This window comes from Sporosarcina sp. QA0331 (genome assembly GCF_055808055.1).
Genome location: NZ_CM147850.1, coordinates 374,361 through 391,743 on the forward strand (window position 1 = coordinate 374,361; position 17,383 = coordinate 391,743).

20 protein-coding genes are annotated in these 17,383 nt (G+C 47.9%); 11 read left to right on the forward strand and 9 right to left on the reverse strand.

Annotation, left to right across the window (positions count from 1 at the left end; genetic code table 11):
- Nucleotides 1-101: 101 nt before the first annotated feature.
- Nucleotides 102-290 carry an SE1832 family protein gene (locus AC0L13_RS01925; RefSeq protein ID WP_252501856.1) on the reverse strand — a complete coding sequence of 63 codons (189 nt, stop codon included), beginning with the start codon at nt 288-290 and terminating at the stop codon, nt 102-104.
- A 24-nt stretch (nt 291-314) separates the two neighbouring features.
- On the reverse strand, nt 315-1,370 hold the full coding sequence (locus AC0L13_RS01930) for a PseG/SpsG family protein (protein WP_473643396.1): 1,056 nt from the start codon (nt 1,368-1,370) through the stop codon (nt 315-317).
- A gap of 135 nt (nt 1,371-1,505) precedes the next feature.
- Here AC0L13_RS01930 and AC0L13_RS01935 point away from each other — a divergent pair, with 135 nt between their 5' ends.
- A complete protein-coding gene (locus AC0L13_RS01935; RefSeq protein WP_473643398.1) occupies nt 1,506-3,455 on the forward strand; it encodes a cation:proton antiporter in 1,950 nt (649 codons plus the stop codon).
- Between the two features lie 91 nt (nt 3,456-3,546).
- Nucleotides 3,547-4,110: an NADPH-dependent FMN reductase gene (locus AC0L13_RS01940; protein WP_473643400.1), complete on the forward strand. Its 564-nt coding sequence runs from the start codon at nt 3,547-3,549 to the stop codon at nt 4,108-4,110.
- Here AC0L13_RS01940 and AC0L13_RS01945 read toward each other — a convergent pair.
- A complete protein-coding gene (locus AC0L13_RS01945) occupies nt 4,074-4,643 on the reverse strand; it encodes a hypothetical protein (protein ID WP_473643402.1) in 570 nt (189 codons plus the stop codon). The genes AC0L13_RS01940 and AC0L13_RS01945 overlap by 37 nt on opposite strands.
- Nucleotides 4,640-4,822: a hypothetical protein gene (locus AC0L13_RS01950; RefSeq protein ID WP_473643405.1), complete on the reverse strand. Its 183-nt coding sequence runs from the start codon at nt 4,820-4,822 to the stop codon at nt 4,640-4,642. Before AC0L13_RS01950 ends, AC0L13_RS01945 begins: the two co-directional genes overlap by 4 nt.
- Before the next feature lie 119 nt (nt 4,823-4,941).
- On the opposite strand from AC0L13_RS01950, the gene AC0L13_RS01955 reads away from it, so the two are divergent.
- From AC0L13_RS01955 to AC0L13_RS01985, 7 genes are all read left to right on the forward strand, one after another.
- Nucleotides 4,942-7,110 carry a DNA topoisomerase III gene (locus AC0L13_RS01955; protein WP_473643407.1) on the forward strand — a complete coding sequence of 723 codons (2,169 nt, stop codon included), beginning with the start codon at nt 4,942-4,944 and terminating at the stop codon, nt 7,108-7,110.
- 205 nt (nt 7,111-7,315) lie between these two features.
- A complete protein-coding gene (locus AC0L13_RS01960) occupies nt 7,316-7,915 on the forward strand; it encodes a hypothetical protein (RefSeq protein ID WP_473643409.1) in 600 nt (199 codons plus the stop codon).
- Nucleotides 7,916-8,081: 166 nt separating this feature from the next.
- On the forward strand, nt 8,082-8,573 hold the full coding sequence (gene ybaK, locus AC0L13_RS01965; protein ID WP_473643412.1) for a Cys-tRNA(Pro) deacylase: 492 nt from the start codon (nt 8,082-8,084) through the stop codon (nt 8,571-8,573).
- A 93-nt stretch (nt 8,574-8,666) separates the two neighbouring features.
- Nucleotides 8,667-9,305: a YczE/YyaS/YitT family protein gene (locus AC0L13_RS01970; RefSeq protein WP_473643414.1), complete on the forward strand. Its 639-nt coding sequence runs from the start codon at nt 8,667-8,669 to the stop codon at nt 9,303-9,305.
- A gap of 12 nt (nt 9,306-9,317) precedes the next feature.
- A complete protein-coding gene (locus tag AC0L13_RS01975) occupies nt 9,318-10,613 on the forward strand; it encodes a hypothetical protein (RefSeq protein WP_473643416.1) in 1,296 nt (431 codons plus the stop codon).
- Nucleotides 10,614-10,685: 72 nt separating this feature from the next.
- Complete coding sequence (locus tag AC0L13_RS01980) at nt 10,686-11,876, forward strand: glycine C-acetyltransferase (protein WP_473643419.1); 1,191 nt, start codon at nt 10,686-10,688, stop codon at nt 11,874-11,876.
- A 134-nt stretch (nt 11,877-12,010) separates the two neighbouring features.
- A complete protein-coding gene (locus tag AC0L13_RS01985) occupies nt 12,011-12,295 on the forward strand; it encodes a DUF6958 family protein (RefSeq protein WP_473643421.1) in 285 nt (94 codons plus the stop codon).
- Between the two features lie 94 nt (nt 12,296-12,389).
- On the opposite strand, the gene AC0L13_RS01990 is transcribed toward AC0L13_RS01985, so the two are convergent.
- Together AC0L13_RS01990 and AC0L13_RS01995 are read right to left on the reverse strand one after the other, a co-directional pair.
- Entirely contained in the window at nt 12,390-12,560 is a 171-nt protein-coding gene (locus tag AC0L13_RS01990) for a hypothetical protein (RefSeq protein ID WP_473643423.1), read from the reverse strand.
- Nucleotides 12,561-12,563: 3 nt separating this feature from the next.
- Nucleotides 12,564-13,220: a hypothetical protein gene (locus tag AC0L13_RS01995; RefSeq protein ID WP_473643425.1), complete on the reverse strand. Its 657-nt coding sequence runs from the start codon at nt 13,218-13,220 to the stop codon at nt 12,564-12,566.
- A 190-nt stretch (nt 13,221-13,410) separates the two neighbouring features.
- Here AC0L13_RS01995 and AC0L13_RS02000 point away from each other — a divergent pair, with 190 nt between their 5' ends.
- Entirely contained in the window at nt 13,411-14,355 is a 945-nt protein-coding gene (locus AC0L13_RS02000) for an L-threonine 3-dehydrogenase (protein ID WP_473643427.1), read from the forward strand.
- Nucleotides 14,356-14,411: 56 nt separating this feature from the next.
- On the opposite strand, the gene AC0L13_RS02005 is transcribed toward AC0L13_RS02000, so the two are convergent.
- From AC0L13_RS02005 to AC0L13_RS02015, 3 genes are all read right to left on the reverse strand, one after another.
- Entirely contained in the window at nt 14,412-15,764 is a 1,353-nt protein-coding gene (locus AC0L13_RS02005) for a YjiH family protein (protein ID WP_473643428.1), read from the reverse strand.
- A gap of 187 nt (nt 15,765-15,951) precedes the next feature.
- The gene (gene bshB2, locus AC0L13_RS02010; protein ID WP_473643430.1) at nt 15,952-16,635 is read right to left on the reverse strand and encodes a bacillithiol biosynthesis deacetylase BshB2; all 684 of its coding nucleotides are present in this window, start codon (nt 16,633-16,635) and stop codon (nt 15,952-15,954) included.
- 28 nt (nt 16,636-16,663) lie between these two features.
- A complete protein-coding gene (locus tag AC0L13_RS02015; protein WP_473643432.1) occupies nt 16,664-17,014 on the reverse strand; it encodes a YojF family protein in 351 nt (116 codons plus the stop codon).
- Between the two features lie 54 nt (nt 17,015-17,068).
- Here AC0L13_RS02015 and AC0L13_RS02020 point away from each other — a divergent pair, with 54 nt between their 5' ends.
- Nucleotides 17,069-17,230, forward strand: coding sequence for a hypothetical protein (locus AC0L13_RS02020; RefSeq protein ID WP_473643434.1), 162 nt, complete (start codon nt 17,069-17,071; stop codon nt 17,228-17,230).
- Nucleotides 17,231-17,383: the final 153 nt, after the last annotated feature.

Sequence of the window (17,383 nt, forward strand, 5' to 3'; positions counted from 1 at the left end):
TCCACGAACGGAACACTGTTCGTCGGCAGCCTTTTTTACTTTTACGGCTAGACTCCGGGCGCTAGCAGTGCAATGATGTGCTCGTAACGCTTTGCTTTTATTTATTCCGAAAGCTCTGCTAGCTGTTTGTTCAGCTCAGCCAATTTTTCTTCCATCGCGGCAAGGCGCTGCTCTGCTTTATGCACGGAATCCGCGTGCCCGGTCGACTCCAACTTCTCGACGTCGCCTTGCAAGCTAATGTAATCCATTTTCAATTCTGCAATTGCCGATTCGATTTGCCGTTTATTCATAAGGAAAACCCCCAACGTTTTCCTTTAGTGTACCATATCGGGCATTGCTTTTCCGCCCGCTCCGCGCTTCGGGAATTCCAATAAATATAGGATTGTCTCAATAATTTTATCCTTCCCGTCTCCGAGGCCGAGTGCGAGTTGGCGCTCAATCGAACGTTTTCTCAACGATTCATGCAGCAACGGCTCCATGATTGCATTCAATAAATTCGATTGCTTCACTTTCCTTCCAAGGCCGAGATGGACGAAGCCGTGCTGTTCTTTTGGAAATGCAAGTCCCAGTTCGAACTCATTCTGGGATAGCACGACGCACGGAATGCCCATGACGGCGACTTCATAAGGCATAAAGCCCGATGCGCATAAGACGACATCTGCTGTCGCATAGATTTCGGGCACATTGTAAGGCGGCTGCTGGACAAGTGTGTTCCGTCTTCCGAGCGCCATCATACGGAGCGTGCTAACGTCATGCGGGTAACGTTCTCCGACGAGGACGGTCACTTTGAGTGGGATCTGCAGCTGGGACACATGCCGAAGCGCCCGGTATGTCAAGTTTCCCTCGTCCTCTTCTCCGAATGAAATAACGAGATGAGGGAGGGGGCCAGGAGGGCTTTTCCGTAAACCGGATTTTTCAAAATTCCTCATCGACGGGTCGGCAATGAAAAGCTGGCGATCAACGACAATATGCTCTGCATGTTCGTCGATAGCTTCCACGATGAGGGTTTGGAAGACGAAGTCCGCCTGTTTTCCACCGTCACCGAAATCATCGAAATGCAAAAGGGAAGGGACGACGGTGCGGATCTTTTCCACTTCTTCGGACACTGTCGGACCTGTATCGCGGATGAGGAGGTCTGGATGGATAAGCGTCAATGTCTGTATCAGATTGGCTTTTTTGCCGATTGTAATTGATTTGAAGCCGTCCGGAGGTGATGGGGAGTTTTCACCGACGATGAATAGGACGTTCACTTCTTTTGCGATGTCCCGAGCGAGCACGGCGGCTCTTCTGGCTGGGTAGGAGCCTTTTCCGTCCGACCTCGCGATGTAGAATGCAACAGTTTTCTTCTTTGAGTTTTCTATTGGAATCACCCTTTCTATTCCTGTGTATAAACTACTCTCCTTTTCACCCTATGTTTGGAAAAAACGAGTTATGTACAAATACGTGGAATGAAAAAGGAAATGTGGTAAACTATCATTTATTCTTTAGGAAACGGGGTGTTTCCGTTGTTCGATTCTTTATTGTTCGATTTAATGCTTGTCATTTTAATCGGGATGTTATCCCAATGGGTTGCGTGGAAATACCGCATGCCTGCAATCGTCGTCATGGCGCTTGCAGGATTGCTCGTTGGACCGGTATTCGGTCTGATCAACCCGCAAGAAAGCATGGGGGAGCTGTTTGGCCCGATCATTACGTTTGCGGTCGCAATCATCCTTTTTGAAGGAAGCTTGAATCTAGATATTCGGGAAATTAAAGGATTCAGCAAGCCGGTTGGAAGGATTGTTACGATTGGGGCATTCATCGCATGGATTGCGGGCTCATTGGCGGCGCATTATTTGGCGGGCCTTTCATGGGAAGTCGCTTTCATCATCGGTGGGCTGTTCATCGTGACTGGCCCTACAGTAATATTGCCTTTATTGCGGCAAGCGAGGTTGAAACCACGTCCGGCGGCAATCTTGAAATGGGAAGGGATTGTCGTCGATCCATTCGGGGCATTGCTCGCTGTATTTGCATTTGAATTTATTAAATTTATCAACGCCGAAGTGACATTGAAATCGCTCTTGCTCTTCTTCGCAGCTTCTGCGTTCGCTGTCATTCTTGGGTGGTTTGCGGCGGTAATTATAGGAAACGCTTTTGAGCGGGGAAGCATCCCTGAGTTTTTGAAAGCACCGATCTTATTCGTCGTCGTACTGTTCACGTTTGTTTTTGCCGATGAAATCATGCATGAAACAGGCTTGCTTGCCGTTACGGCAATGGGGATGAAAATGGCGAATATGCGTCTGACGACGTTGAATGATGTGCGTCATTTCAAGGAGAATATTTCTGTGCTGCTCATCTCGGGCATTTTCGTCATGCTCACTGCGTCACTTGATCCGAAAATATTAATTGAAATTTTCAACCCTGCAATCATGTTGTATGTGGCTGCGATGTTGTTTGTCGTTCGGCCTCTGTCGATTTGGATATCCACGATCGGGACGGACTTGAATGTCCGGGAGAAGCTGCTGATCGGCTGGATAGCGCCGAGGGGGATTGTGGCGCTTACCGTGTCGGGATACTTTGCAGGCATATTGCTTGAAAATGGATATGAAGATGCGGAGCTGCTCACAGCTCTGACCTTTGCACTCGTCCTTTCGACGGTCGTTCTACACGGATTTTCCATCGGGTTCATTGCCAAAAAGCTGAATTTGACAACGACAGACGAATCGGGTGTCGCAATCATCGGCGGAACGAGATTTGCGGCTGAGTTGGCACAATCAATCAAGGATACAGGCAATGAAGTGCTGCTTGTCGATCAGTCGTGGGCGGCGCTTGCGGATGCGAGAAGGCGCGGACTGGATAGCTATGTAGGGGATATTTTGTCCGAACAGATCGAATACCATATCGATTTGACGCCTTATCGGTATATGTTGGCGATGACGAAGATGGATTTGTATAACGCGCATGTTTGTGCGGACTTTGCACCAGATCTGGGACGTGATCATTTATTCCAAACGGCATTCCACGTCGGAAAAGATGTAGAGACGTTTACAATTTTAGGCGGACAGACGCTGTTTTCTCCATCAATCTCGATTTATAGCTTGGAGGAGCGGGTGCATGCAGGTCACGTCATCCGGAAAACTCTTATTACAAAGCAATATAGCTATACGCAATATTTGCGTGAACGTGATGATAAATCGATTCTGCTATATATTTTACGGGCGGATGGCTCGATTGAATTCTTCACGCCAAACGTCGAGTTGCAGGCGAGCGCAGGGGATACGATTGTTGCACTGACATCTCCGGCGAAGACGATTGAGCGGGTGAAGGAACGTTTGGAAGGGGAAAATAGCGATACGGAAATCCCCTATGAAAAACTGGAAGAGTTGTTCTCCGAAGATCCCTCGTTAGGCAAGCGGGACATTCCGGGAGAGGCACCTAAGTCTAACGGGAACTCTAAAACATCCAGCTCCGAGTGATAGCCTCGGGTCATAAGTCTGTTTATGGGCAATCGTACCAATCGTTATGGTACGATTGTCTTTGTGAAAACAGCTATTAGGAGGATGACCAGTGAAAGTTTTGTTTGTGGACGGGACCATTATCGGCAGCAAAACGGGCGCGGTGCTTGATACGGTCGAACAGTATGTAAGAGATATAAGTGGCGATTTCCAAATTGAACGTATGAATATGGCGGATTATGATCATCAATTCGTCGATGGACGTCCGTCGGAACAATATAATGAGGACATGCAGGAAATGGTCCGGAAGTTCGAAAAGGCTGATGCGTATATTATCGCAACGCCGATCTTCCAAGGCTCCATTCCAGGCGTGCTGAAAAATGCATTTGACATGCTGCATCCGCATGCGATGCGCTACAAGCCGGTTTCGATCGTAGCGAACGGTGGTACATACCAGCATCATCTAGTTCCTGAAAATCAGCTGAAGCCGATTTTAGATTACTTCCGCTCTCTCGTAACACCGAATTTTGTCTATACCCATGCTGGCCATTTCGATAAAGATAACCGTATCATCGATGAAGATGTACATAACCGGTTACGCGAATTGGCAAGGGTGTTTGCAAAGTATGCGGAAATGAGTCAAAATCTTTCGAAGGATATATTGGACGCGAACTGAATATGAATGATAAAGGGCTGTCCGGAAAGTAGAAATCGACTTTCTGTGACAGTTTTTTTAGTGAGAGCTGCCGTGCGTCCAAAGCAAGTCGTCGCGCGTCCAAAGCGAGCCACCGTGCGTCCAAAGCGAGTCGTCGCGCGTCCAAAGCAAGTCGCCGCGCGTCCAAAGCGAGCCGCCGCGCGTCCAAAGCGAGTCGCCGCGCGTCCAAAGCGAGTCGTCGCGCGTCCAAAGCAAGTCGTCGCGCGACCAAAGCGAGTCGCCGCGCGTCCAAAGCAAGTCGCCGCGCGACCAAAGCGAGCCTCCGCGCGACCAAAGCGAGTCGCCGCGCGTCCAAAGAGAGCCGCCGCGCGTCCAAAGCGAGTCGTCGCGCGTCCAAAGCAAGTCATCGCGCGTCCAAAGCGAGTCATCGCGCGACCAAAGCGAGTCGCCGCGCGACCAAAGCGAGCCGCCGCGCGTCCAAAGCGAGTCGTCGCACGTCCAAAGCAAGTCGTCGCGCGTCCAAAGCAAGTCATCGCGCGACCAAAGCGAGTCATCGCGCGTCCAAAGCGAGTCGTCGCGCGTCCAAAGCAAGTCGTCGCGCGTCCAAAGCGAGTCGTCGCGCGTCCAAAGCGAGTCGCCGCGCGTCCAAAGCAAGTCGTCGCGCGTCCAAAGCAAGTCGCCGCGCGTCCAAAGCAAGTCGCCGCGCGTCCAAAGCGAGTCGTCGCGCGTCCAAAGCGAGCCTCCGCGCGTCCAAAGCGAGTCGTCTCGCGCTCAAAGCTCGCTAATTTCGCCGGGCATGCAACAGAAGACGTTCTCCATTATAATAAAAGTATGTAGAAAGGGGATTTATTCATGTCCAAATCAGTAGTGTTGGCCGAAAAGCCATCCGTTGCTAGAGATATCGCGCGGGTGCTCGGCTGTAATAAAAAAGGCAATGGCTTTTTGGAAGGCCAAAAATATATCGTCACATGGGCACTCGGGCATCTTGTGACACACGCAGATCCGGAAGGGTACGGCAATGAATATAAGGAATGGAAGATGGAATACTTGCCGATCATTCCGGATCCATTTAAGTTGACGCCGATCCGCCAGACGACGAAGCAGTTCAATGCTGTAAAAGCGCAGCTTCGACGGAATGATGTAAAGGACGTCATCATCGCGACGGATGCAGGGCGGGAAGGGGAACTTGTTGCCCGATGGATCTTGGAAATGGCGAAGAACCGCAAGCCTGTAAAACGTCTTTGGATTTCATCCGTCACCGATAAAGCGATCAAGGACGGATTCAATAATTTGAAGGACGGTCGCCAATACGAAAACTTATATGAAGCGGCGGTTGCACGTGCGGAGGCGGACTGGGTCGTCGGCATTAACGCAACACGTGCTTTGACAGTGAAATACAATGCTCAATTATCGACGGGGCGTGTTCAGACGCCGACGCTCGCTATGATTGCGGAACGGGAAAAGCAAATTCGGGAATTCAAGCCGAAATCGTATTACGGATTGCAGGCATTGACGGAAACCGCGAGATTCACATGGTCCGATAAAGCTGGGCAGACGCAGTCGTTCAACAGAGAAACAATTGAAAAACTGTTGGCGCGTCTCGATGGGGTTCATTCCGGAAAAGTGAAAGACGTCAAAACGACGCCGAAGCAACAGCCGGCTCCTCCTTTATTCGACTTGACAGAGCTGCAGAAGGAAGCGCATAGACGTTGGAGCTGGTCAGCGAAAGAGACGTTGTCTACGCTGCAAAATTTATATGAACGGCATAAGGCGGTGACGTACCCGCGGACAGATTCGAAGCATTTGACGTCGGATATGGCGGGTACTTTGAAAGAGCGCATCAAAGCGGTCGACATCGGGCCGTACCGGAAGTCGGTCAATGTATTATTGCGCTCGAATTTAATCAAGCCGCAGAAGGGCGTCATTGATGATAAGCGAGTATCGGATCACCATGCGATCATCCCAACGGAGGAGACGCCGATCTATCAGAACTTGTCCGATAAGGAGCAGCGTTTATATGATTTGATCGTCAAGCGCTTCCTTGCCGTCTTCTTCGGCCCGTTCCGATATGATCAAGTAACTGCAGAGCTTGAAGTAGGCGGAGAAATGTTCAAAGCGAAAGGAAGAACGGTCACGGACGAAGGGTGGAAGGCGGTTTATTCCACAGATGATGAAGAGGAAGACACTGACCGGTTGCCAGCATTCACTAAAGGTGCTGAAGTGAAGGTCCGTGCTGTCGTCATGACGGAAGGACAGACAAAACCACCTGCACGCTTCAATGAAGGGACATTGCTTGCAGCAATGGAAAACCCTGCGCAGTTTATGGCGGGGGAATCAAAAGATCTGATCAAGACGCTTGGCGATACAGGCGGCCTTGGAACAGTTGCGACCCGTGCTGATATTATCGAAAAGTTGTTCAGCTCATTCGTCATTGAAAAGAAAGGGAATGACATCTTCACGACTTCGAAAGGAAGACAACTACTTGAACTCGTTCCGGAAGATTTGAAATCCCCGGCTTTGACGGCTGAATGGGAGCAAAGCTTGACGAAGATCGCGAACGGTAAAATGAAAAAAGATGCGTTTATGAAAGAGATGGTGGCCTTTTCGAAGAAAACCGTCAAAGAGATCAAAACAGTCGATAAAAAGTTCAAGCACGATAATGTGACGGGTAAGATGTGCCCGGATTGCGGAAAGCCGTTGCTTGAAGTGAACGGCAAACGCGGCAAGATGCTTGTATGTCAGGACAGGGAATGCGGCCATCGTCGCAACATCTCCCAATTGACGAATGCACGATGCCCGAACTGTAAGAAAAAGCTAGAGCTGCGGGGAGAAGGGGACGGAAGAATTTTCGTCTGCAAATGCGGCCACCGTGAAAAGCTTTCTGCTTTTGAAAAACGACGTGCTCAATCCGGCGGCAAAAAGGCGGATAAACGCGACGTGCAAAAGTATATGAAAAAGCAGGAGGAAGAGCCTGTGAACACGGCATTGGCGGATGCATTGAAAAAGATGTTCGAGAAGTGATGCATAGCGAAGGGGAAAACGCTAAACTGCTCTTTAAGTAATGGTCGGTAAAAGTGGAAAACTGTCGAAAAAGTAGGCCAAAACAACCAGTCGGAAATGCCTTTCGAATAATCAGTCATTGAATCTTTTGCTGGATGTTTTGGTAAGCAATAAATGGCTATAATACTCATAACTGAAAGTGGACACGTATCAGGAGGTGAGTGACATGAATGCCATCATGACGTTCGCATCCGCTGCTGACCAAAGGCAACGGTTTGACGCGGTGAGACGTAGGAATGCTGAACAAGCTTATGATCGCCAAGCGGATTATAATGGGCGAAACCGAAAGATGCTCGATGACTTGGAAGCATTGCTGACAGGGAAAAAGGAGCCGGAAGCTAGTTCTGAAAATCGGGAGTTCAAAAAGTTGGATGCCGGGCAAGTGAAACAGATCGCCCTTCCTCTCGGGAAAACGTTGGAGGAGACGATTGATGCGTGGCGGGACGTCCGAAGAGAAGCAATATCAGTCCAGGAGCCGACGACTGCGGATCATCAGCTTGCAGCAACTGCATCCGCTAAAATCATGGAAACGGAAGCGAGGCTTGCCCTCCAAAAGAGGGAGCAATCCCAATTGGAAGCAGAAACGAACCAGGCAAAGGCGGAAGCGTTCAAAGTGGCATCCATGGACCTTCCGACTGATTTGGAACGGGAAATGCTATTGGAGCAAAAACGCTTTGCAAAGGCAATTTCCGCTTACTCAATTCAAGTGGAAGCGAAGCGCAATGGATTTATTGCCGAATGGCCGAGTATTAATAAAAGTGCTTGACTTGCTTGAAGCAAGTCAAAGCCTCCGGCAGATGTCACAGATTTTGAATGGAGTTAATTGCGCAAGCGCAATTCAAAATCTGGACGCACTTACGCCGAGGCGTAAGTGATTTAAGAAGGACCGTCGTATTGGCGGTCTTTCTTTTATTCCCGAAAGGTGTGAGCAAATGGCGAAGCAAAAGAAATCCGTAAAGACAAATGCGGTAAGATTACTGGAAAATGAACGGGTGCCGCATGAGTTGATGGAATATGATACTAATGATGGGCAATTGGATGGCGTGTCTGTCGCTGCAAAAACAGGGCAAGCAGAGGAGTCGGTCTACAAGACGCTTGTGACGATCGCTGGCCCACGTGAGATCTTCGTCTTCATCGTGCCCGTCGCGGAAGAGCTTGATTTGAAGAAAGCTGCGAAGGCGGCAGGCGTAAAGAAGCTCGATATGCTTCCGTTGAAGGATCTGACGAAAGAGACAGGGTATGTTCGTGGCGGCTGTTCGGCAATTGGTATGAAGAAAAAGTATCCGACCGTAATCGATGCTTCGGCTGAACGGCTTGAGCAGTTTGTCGTCAGTGCAGGGAAGCCGGGATTGCAGATGAAATTGTCCCCTGCGGACCTTGCCCGTGTCGCTGAAGCTACCTTCAGTGATATTAGTAAAGGATAATCACAAATAACATACCTTCTTAACACATGCTACAATGGTGGAAACAGAGAATGACCTATCCATGATAGAGTAGCGGGGGAAAGAAGAGTGCAGATGAGAAAGATTTTTGTATGGAGATGGATTTTCTTCCTTGTCGGCGTGATCGTCTTGTCGCTAGGAATTACAATGACAATTAAAGGGCACCGTCTTGGCGTTGGTCCGTGGGACGTCCTGCATATAGGGTTAACCCGCAACTTCGGGTTGACGATCGGGACGTGGAGCATCATCCTCGGTTTGATCATCATCGGGGTAACTGCCGCCGTGTTGAAGCAATGGCCAAAGATCGGGACGTGGCTGAACATGACTTTGCTTGGACTCTTCATTGACTTGTTCAATTGGATGTTGCCTGAATTCGATACGATGACAGGGCAAGTGGTCATCTTCACGCTCGGTGTCGTCGTCATGTCATACGGCGTCGGCATTTATGTTGCTCCTAATGTGGGGGCAGGGCCGCGCGATAGCCTGATGCTCATCCTCGTTGATAAGCTCGGAATTAGTGTGAAAAAGGTGCGGACGATGATCGAAGTCATTGTCGCCGCTGTAGGCTGGCTCCTAGGCGGTCCAGTTGGCATCGGCACAGTCATAATTGCCTTCCTCATCGGCCAAATCGTCCACTATGCCCTACCGCAATGCCGCAAACTGCTATTAAAAATTGCAGGTGAAGAAGATGAGCAGGTTTTGTTTGTTAAATAAAAAGTTCTAGTGATGGATAAAATTTATTGTTTGAAGAAGCGTCCGCTCGACTCCTGCGAAAGTCGTCATGAAGAACGGCTTTTGCGAGCAGGCCTCAGCGGAAAGCGTCCGCCTGAAGCGGAAATCAACAGTTTATATCAAAAGATCGAAAGCATGGCAGACAAGCCGTGCTTTTTTTTATTGGCTGGGCATATGGTAGAAATGCAAGTAGTCAATTGGGAAAGGATGGTCATCATATACGGGACAATAACGGAATACATGGGGACAGCCTATACAGGGCAAGGGGTTTCGCATAAATACGACACTTTGATCGCCACCGCTGACAAAACAATCTTCTTAAAAGCGCCGCCGACAAATGCATTAACGAAAGTCTTGAACGATGCGGCAGCTCATTTCATTAAAAGAGGCTTTGACGTGGACCGATTTAACAACCCCGTCCAGCCTGACAATACGGATGCCATATTTGTGAAAGATCTTAATTTATTCATTCTACAAGCGTCCCACCCCGTGTCGCTTGAGCCGACAGAAATCGGTGGACGTCACCATGTCATTAGCTTCTACGATGCGTACGACGAAGAAAAACTGCAAAGCCGCGCCGCCGAAATGGCTGCCATCGCAGAGGAATCGCACACAATGTTTACAAAAATGATGCAGTCCATGTCCGAAGCATTGCGAATTCACGATGATTGGGAGCAAGTGAATATCGTACGGATGATGTGGCATGAACATGAGCAGCTCATCGAATCACTGAAAAATGAACTTTTCGGCACGATGAAACTGCATAAGACATCGACCGTGTCGCATCGAATCGCCGGTTCCTTATCGCAAGGCGGGTCCCGCGATTTCATCCCATCGATTACGGGCTGGACGAAGAGGAGAATCCTTATGAAAGGGTTGTCCGGGACGGGGAAATCGACGATGCTGAAAACGCTCGGCAAAGAGGCGGAGCGTCGGGGGATTGATGTGCTCTACGGCTGGTGCGGTCTAGATCCGACAAGTGTCGACATTTTGCTGTTGCCGGAGTTGTCGGTATGCTTGTTCGACGCGACCCAGCCGCATGAATATGATCCTGAGAGTCCGTTGGATGAAATACTTGATCTCGTTTCGATGTGTACGGAAGATGCGGAAGCAGAAGAGAAGATTGTCGAAATCAGCGGCAGATACAAGGAGAAAATTATGGACGCGACCGGTTATATGCATGCACATGCGCATAGCGAAAACAGGCTGCGCGAAGTTGTGGATCAGGCCATTATAAGGAAGTCCTTCGAGGAAAAGACAAAACAACTTTCAAAATGGATCGATGTATAATGCGATTCCTTCTGCGATATTGCCCCGCTTATGCTAAAATGGGGGCATCAATCGTTTGAAAGGAAGATTATTTTGTCAAAAGTGCTCGATGCTTTTTTACAGGAAAATTTACAGGAACTACGCGACCAAGGCCTCTACAATGTAATCGATCCGGTAGAAGGTCCGAATGGTCCTATCATTACAATCAACGGGAAAGAATTAATCAATCTATCCTCGAATAACTATTTAGGGCTAGCAACAAATGAAGATTTGAAAAAACTTGCGATTGCGGCGACGGAAAAATACGGCGTCGGTGCGGGTGCAGTACGAACGATCAATGGAACGCTCGATATCCATATCGAACTTGAGAAGAAGCTTGCGGAATTCAAAGGGACGGAAGCGGCGATTTCTTACCAATCTGGCTTCAATTGTAATATGGCGGCGATTTCTGCGGTCATGAACAAGCAGGACGCCATTCTTTCAGATGAATTGAACCACGCTTCAATCATCGACGGCTGCCGTCTATCAGGCGCAAAAATCATCCGCGTGAAGCACCAAGATATGGACGATTTACGTGCGAAAGCGAAAGAGGCGAAGGAGTCCGGACAATACGGCAAGCTCATGTATATTACGGACGGCGTATTTTCGATGGACGGCAATATCGCGAAGCTCCCTGAAATTGTGGAGATCGCGAAAGAATTCGATTTGATCACGTATGTCGATGATGCGCATGGATCAGGCGTAACAGGTAAAGGGAAAGGGACAGTGAAGCATTTCGGACTCGAAAAAGAGATCGATTTCCAAATCGGCACATTATCGAAAGCGATCGGCGTTGTCGGCGGCTATGTTGCTGGTAAGCAGGAGTTGATCGACTGGCTGAAAGTCCGTTCCCGTCCGTTTTTATTCTCCACCGCTTTGCCGGCAGGCGACGTTGCTGCCATCATGGGCGCGCTCGACAAAATCATGGAATCTACAGAGCTGCATGATAAGCTATGGGATAATGGAAACTATTTGAAAGCGGGCTTGAAGCGACTCGGCTTCGACATCGGTGTTTCCGAAACTCCGATTACGCCATGCATTATCGGTGAAGAGAAATTAACACAGCAATTCTCGAAACGGTTGATCGAAGAAGGCGTATATGCCAAGTCGATCGTCTTCCCAACCGTTCCTAAAGGTAAAGGGCGCGTACGGAATATGCCGATCGCTTCCCACACGAAGGAAATGCTCGACGATGCTCTCGCTATTTACGAGAAAGTAGGAAAAGAGCTCGGCGTCATTTCATAAATTTGAAGGATGACTGTCGAATCGGCGCCTAGCCGATGCGGCAGTTTTTTTCTATAAATCTTTCAGAAGGATGATTAACTTTCTACGAAAAGGGGAATAGGTATAAGTAGGTCACTTTGAAAAGGTGGGGCAATATGCGATACAACGAAAGCGTCCAACTTTTGCAATCGAACGGCAAAGCCGGTGCGTCGATTGTAAAGTTCAGATATGACAAGATAAAAAAAGTGATGCTTATGATCATTCGTGAGGCAGGCATCATTTCATTTGAAGAACTATCGAACAGGACGTTGAGAAGATTGACGCCGTTCGATGGAAATAATCAGTGGTATATGGAAGCGATTGTGACGGATCTTGAAGCGAGGGGCCAGTTGGATTGCCCGCTGCTCAACGGTCAACTATTCGTGAAATTCGCCGGTTGAGCGGCAGTCATGCAAAAAGAATCCGCAATACTTATCCAAAACGAAAACCCATCTTTAAAAAAAGATGGGCTTTCTTTGCGTTTTCGGTTTTTATCTACCTCGTCGGCAAGTTGACTTGTTTGGCAATTTCATCGTGGAAGACAGTCGTCAGTTCTCCGTTTGGAAGTTCGACGTCGTATTGCATCGGTTCATTCGGCCTCATTTCGACAATCAGCCCACGTCTTCCATCCTTTAATTCCACGAAAGCATCTTCCATGAAGTCCAATGTTCACACCTCCTCGGTCGAAAAAGCTCCTCTCGCCAGTCTTTTCATCATATAATGCACGACATAGCGCTGCATGCCGACCGCGTGTTTCGTTGCAAGAACTGTTTCGGAGTTGAATACATCCTCCTGTCCCTGCTTCAACGCCATGACGGCTTTCAAGGAGTGGACCATCCAGGGGGTTCGCACTTTCGACAAAGCTTCGGATGACTTCTCCTTATTATTACTCATTGTATACCCGATTCCCGCATAATAATCACGGTAGAAAGGTGTTGTCATCGATTTCGATGATTCTATCAATCCTCTCCAATCCTTTTGGAACACTAGCAAATTGGCATTATACACATCTTGCACTTCCGCTTGAGGGTAAGACTTCACTATTTTTTTCAACGACTCGATAATCTCTTTATCGGATCCATGAGCCAAAGCATACGCATAGCTGAAAATCGGTTTACTCCGATGATTCGCCAAATAACGGTCAATCAGTTTCAAACTTTTCGTCTTGTAGATGATGTAGAAGGGATAACCCATCGTCATAATGAAAGTGAACACCATAACGATCGTGAAAACGAGCCACATTTGCAGGCCGGATATAAATAAAGCAACCGCCAATAATGCGCCGATGATAATAACTAAAATGAAATTGGCATATTTACTGAACATTGTGCACCTCAACGTTTTTTCTCTAGTATACCAGATAAATAAAGGGAAAAGATGATAAGGAAGGAATAGATGTTGTATTTTACAGGCGCACATAATATAATTTCTTTATATTGATGTGAAAGAGTTTATTCTATTTAAAGAAAATTATGTCCTTTCCATAAACACATTTGATCATTAGGAGGAGTCAGGATTGAAAAAAATCATGGTGACTGGTGCGCTTGGCCAGATTGGTTCGGAACTGATTGGCAAGCTGCAAAATGAATACGGCGAGGATAATGTGCTATCGACAGATATCCGTCAGCCGCAAGAACCGATTGCGGGGCCGTTTAAAGTCCTCGATGTGACGGATGGCAAGCAGATGCACGACATAGCGAAGGAATTCGGTGCAGATACAATCATGCATATGGCGGCGCTTCTTTCCGCCAGAGCGGAAGCTGAGCCGCTATTTGCTTGGAACCTTAACATGGGTGGCCTTATGAACGCGCTTGAAACAGCACGCGAGCTTAACATGCAATTTTTCACACCTAGCTCGATCGGGGCATTCGGTCCTTCAACTCCGAAAATGAACACACCACAAGATACTTTGCAACGGCCGACAACGATGTATGGCGTGAATAAAGTCTCAGGTGAGCTATTATGCGATTATTATTATCACCGATTTGGTGTTGATACGCGCGGTGTGCGCTTCCCGGGCTTGATTTCCTACGTGGCACAGCCGGGCGGGGGAACGACGGATTATGCGGTGGATATTTATTACCAAGCGATTACGGACGGGAAGTATGAGTCGTTCATAGCGGAAGGTACGTATATGGATATGATGTATATGCCGGATGCATTGCAGGCGATCGTCGACTTGATGGAGGCGGATCCTGCGAAATTGATGCACCGCAACGCATTCAATGTGACAGCGATGAGCTTCGAGCCAAGTGAAATCGCAGCATCTATCCGCAAGCATATCCCGAATTTTGAAATGACGTATAATGTCGATCCGGTCCGCCAAGCGATTGCCGACAGCTGGCCGAATAGCATTGACCCGTCTGCAGCCGTTGCGGAATGGGGATTCCGTGCGACGTACGATTTGGATGCAATGACAACTGATATGCTGGAGAAATTGAAAAAGAAACTGAATGGTTAATATGAAAAAGACCGCTGATCCGATGAATGGATCAGCGGTCTTTTCCGCTTTTTTAATTAAAACAACAGATGCGCAACACCTGCAACAATTGGCAAGGCAATGAGCGTACGCAATAGGAAAATGATAATCAAATCTAGAATATTAATAGGGATTTTCGTTCCGAGAATCAAACCGCCGACTTCGGACATGTAAATAAGCTGAACGACTGAAATTGTTGCGATTGTGAACAACGTGATCGGCGAAGTAATGGAACCATCAGCCAAAATGACTGGGAGGAACATATCTGCGAAACCGACGACCATCGTCTGTGCCGCAGCCGCAGCTTCCGGAATGCCCAACACGGAAAGAATCGGTTCGAAAGGCTTCCCTAAAAACGTGAACACACCAGTATATTCGGCCAACATAAGCGCCACCGTACCGAAAGCCATAACAACCGGCGCGACGCCGATCCACATATCGAGCACATTGCGCATCCCGTCAGTGAAGATCTTACCGATGGAGCGGTTCTTCGACGCAGTATTTAAAGCATTTTCCAGTCCATGGTTTAACACGTTATAGCCTTCAGGCAGCTTCTCTTCATCACCCGTGAACTTACGGCCGTCGATATACTCAGCCTTTTTGCTTCTGAGCGGGTAAATGCGCGGCATGATTAACGCTAAAATGACACCTGTCAAAAGCACCGTACCATAGAACGGAAGGAAGTAGTTTGACATGCCGACTGTGTCGATAATGACGAGTGAAAATGTAATCGAAACAACTGAAAACGTTGTAGCGATGATTGCGGCTTCCCTCTGTGTATAATGGCCGTCCTCATATTGTTTGCTCGTCAATAGCACGCCAATTGTACCGTCACCAATCCATGAAGCAAGTGCATCAATGGAGGAGCGTCCAGGAAGTTTAAACAATGGACGCATCACTTTCACCATCATCGTTCCGAAAAACTCCAAAAGACCAAAATTCAATAATAATGGCAATAAAAGACCTGCGAAAAGGAAAATCGTGAACAAGAATGAAACAAGACCATCAGGTGCTAGGAGCAAACCGCCCGTATTTTCATTCCAAATTGCTTCAGGACCAATTTGGAACGTAACCATGATGGCGAAAACAGCTCCGATAATACGGGTAACTACCCAAAACGGCGTCACTTTGAACAAGCCTTCCATAAGAGAAGGTTTAGAACTGGAACGCGGGATGAAAGCATATAGTAGCGACCCGATCGCCGCGATAACAATAATAATCATTGCGGTCATCGGCATAGCTGGTTTGAGCCAAACGGACAGAATATCCGCTAGTTTTGCGATTGGAACCTTCCATTCTGCCCCGAATTTTAGGGGAATCATAAAAAGGATGATACCGAGTATAGATGGAATTAGAAAGTAGAGCCAAGTGGATAAATGATGTTTTTTCAACTCTTTCTTGCTCCTTTATGAATAAAATATTGATATTATTGTATAATCATACATACTATCGATTTTTCTTCTAGTTGTAAATACAATGGAATGAAATTGCTATTTTCAGTCTTTTTGTCTAGTTATGAAAATACCCCGTTTGCTATTGCGAACGGGGCTTTATTGATGTACGAGAGGTTTGGGATGTTTATTCGAAATCTCGGTCCCACTTGTATGTGAAAAATTTCTCTTCGTGGAGCCATTTCAACGCTTCAGGTTCTTTCTCAGCCAATCTTTTTTCCATATCTCGCATCATCCAAACGGTTTGGGAAGCATGGGCATTCAGTGTGTTGAGCTTTTTTTGAGCCGCTCCCTCAACGTTATGGAAAACGTCAGGTGCGCCAATCGTTTCCGCTGTATTATGTGCGAAAGCGAGCGTATATAGCGTCGGGCGCTCGGATTCTTTCATCCTTCTGACGGCACGGACGACCGCGCGTCCAGTTGCATCGTGGTCTGGGTGGACGGCGAGTCCCGGATAGAATGTGATGATGAGCGACGGATTCGTATCTTCAATCAAATCAGTGACGAGCTTGATCATCTTTTCGTCATCTTCAAATTCAATTGTCTTGTCGCGCAAGCCCATCATCCGTAAATCTGTAAGTCCCATCGCGGCTGCGGCGTTTTGCAATTCCTGCTTGCGGATTTGCGGCAGCGTTTCGCGGTTAGCGAAAGGGGGATTGCCGAGATTCCGTCCCATCTCGCCTAATGTAAGGCAAGCGTATGTGACGGGAACCCCCATTTCGATATATGTGGAAATCGTACCCGATACGCCGAAAGCTTCGTCGTCCGGGTGTGGAAAAATGACGAGTACGTGGCGTTCTTCTTTAATCATCAATAAGCCTCCTTAACAATCAAATAGCTTAATATGTAAACGGTGTTTCGCTTATTTCAAGTGCGACGGCAAGTTTTCCATCAGGATCGAGCCCTGCCATGAGTAGCCGACCATGCTCATCGACTGTGTAGTGAGTGATCCCTTGCGCGTAAATCCAACCTGACGGCAGCTTCAAGCCGACCCGATGCGGCGATTCGCCCGCCACTTTCCCGAGTTCGTATTTGACGACGACATTCCGGATGAATGCCCCCGCGTTGAAAAATCCTTCCTTGAAATGGGCTGCATACGCACCATTCGTCGTTTCAAGATGGATGTAAACATCTTTATTCGCATAGGAATTCAGCAATTCCTGCAACTGATCCGGTTTCACAGGTTCCATGATAAATCCTCCTTCTTACAAAATCACATAACACAAGTATATAGAAAAGTGTAAATGAATGCGATTAGCGTGCTTGAACAAAAGTGGAGGGCGCTTGCTATTCTGCTCGTAACGCTGCGCTTTTACTCGCAAAAGCTGTTCTTCGTTACAGCTTTAGCTGCGACAGGCATAAGGCGGACATGCGAAACGGCGCTTTTTGCCGTACAGCATGGCTGACTTATGACCCGAGCAAATCGAACTGCGAAGGGTTCGATTTGCCGTATTTCTGCGTTTTTGGCAGAAACAGCGCACGGAGTTTAGACGAAACAACAGCGGATAGGGTAGGTCAAAGGTCATGAAATGACAATAACTATTGGGAAATGATCGATA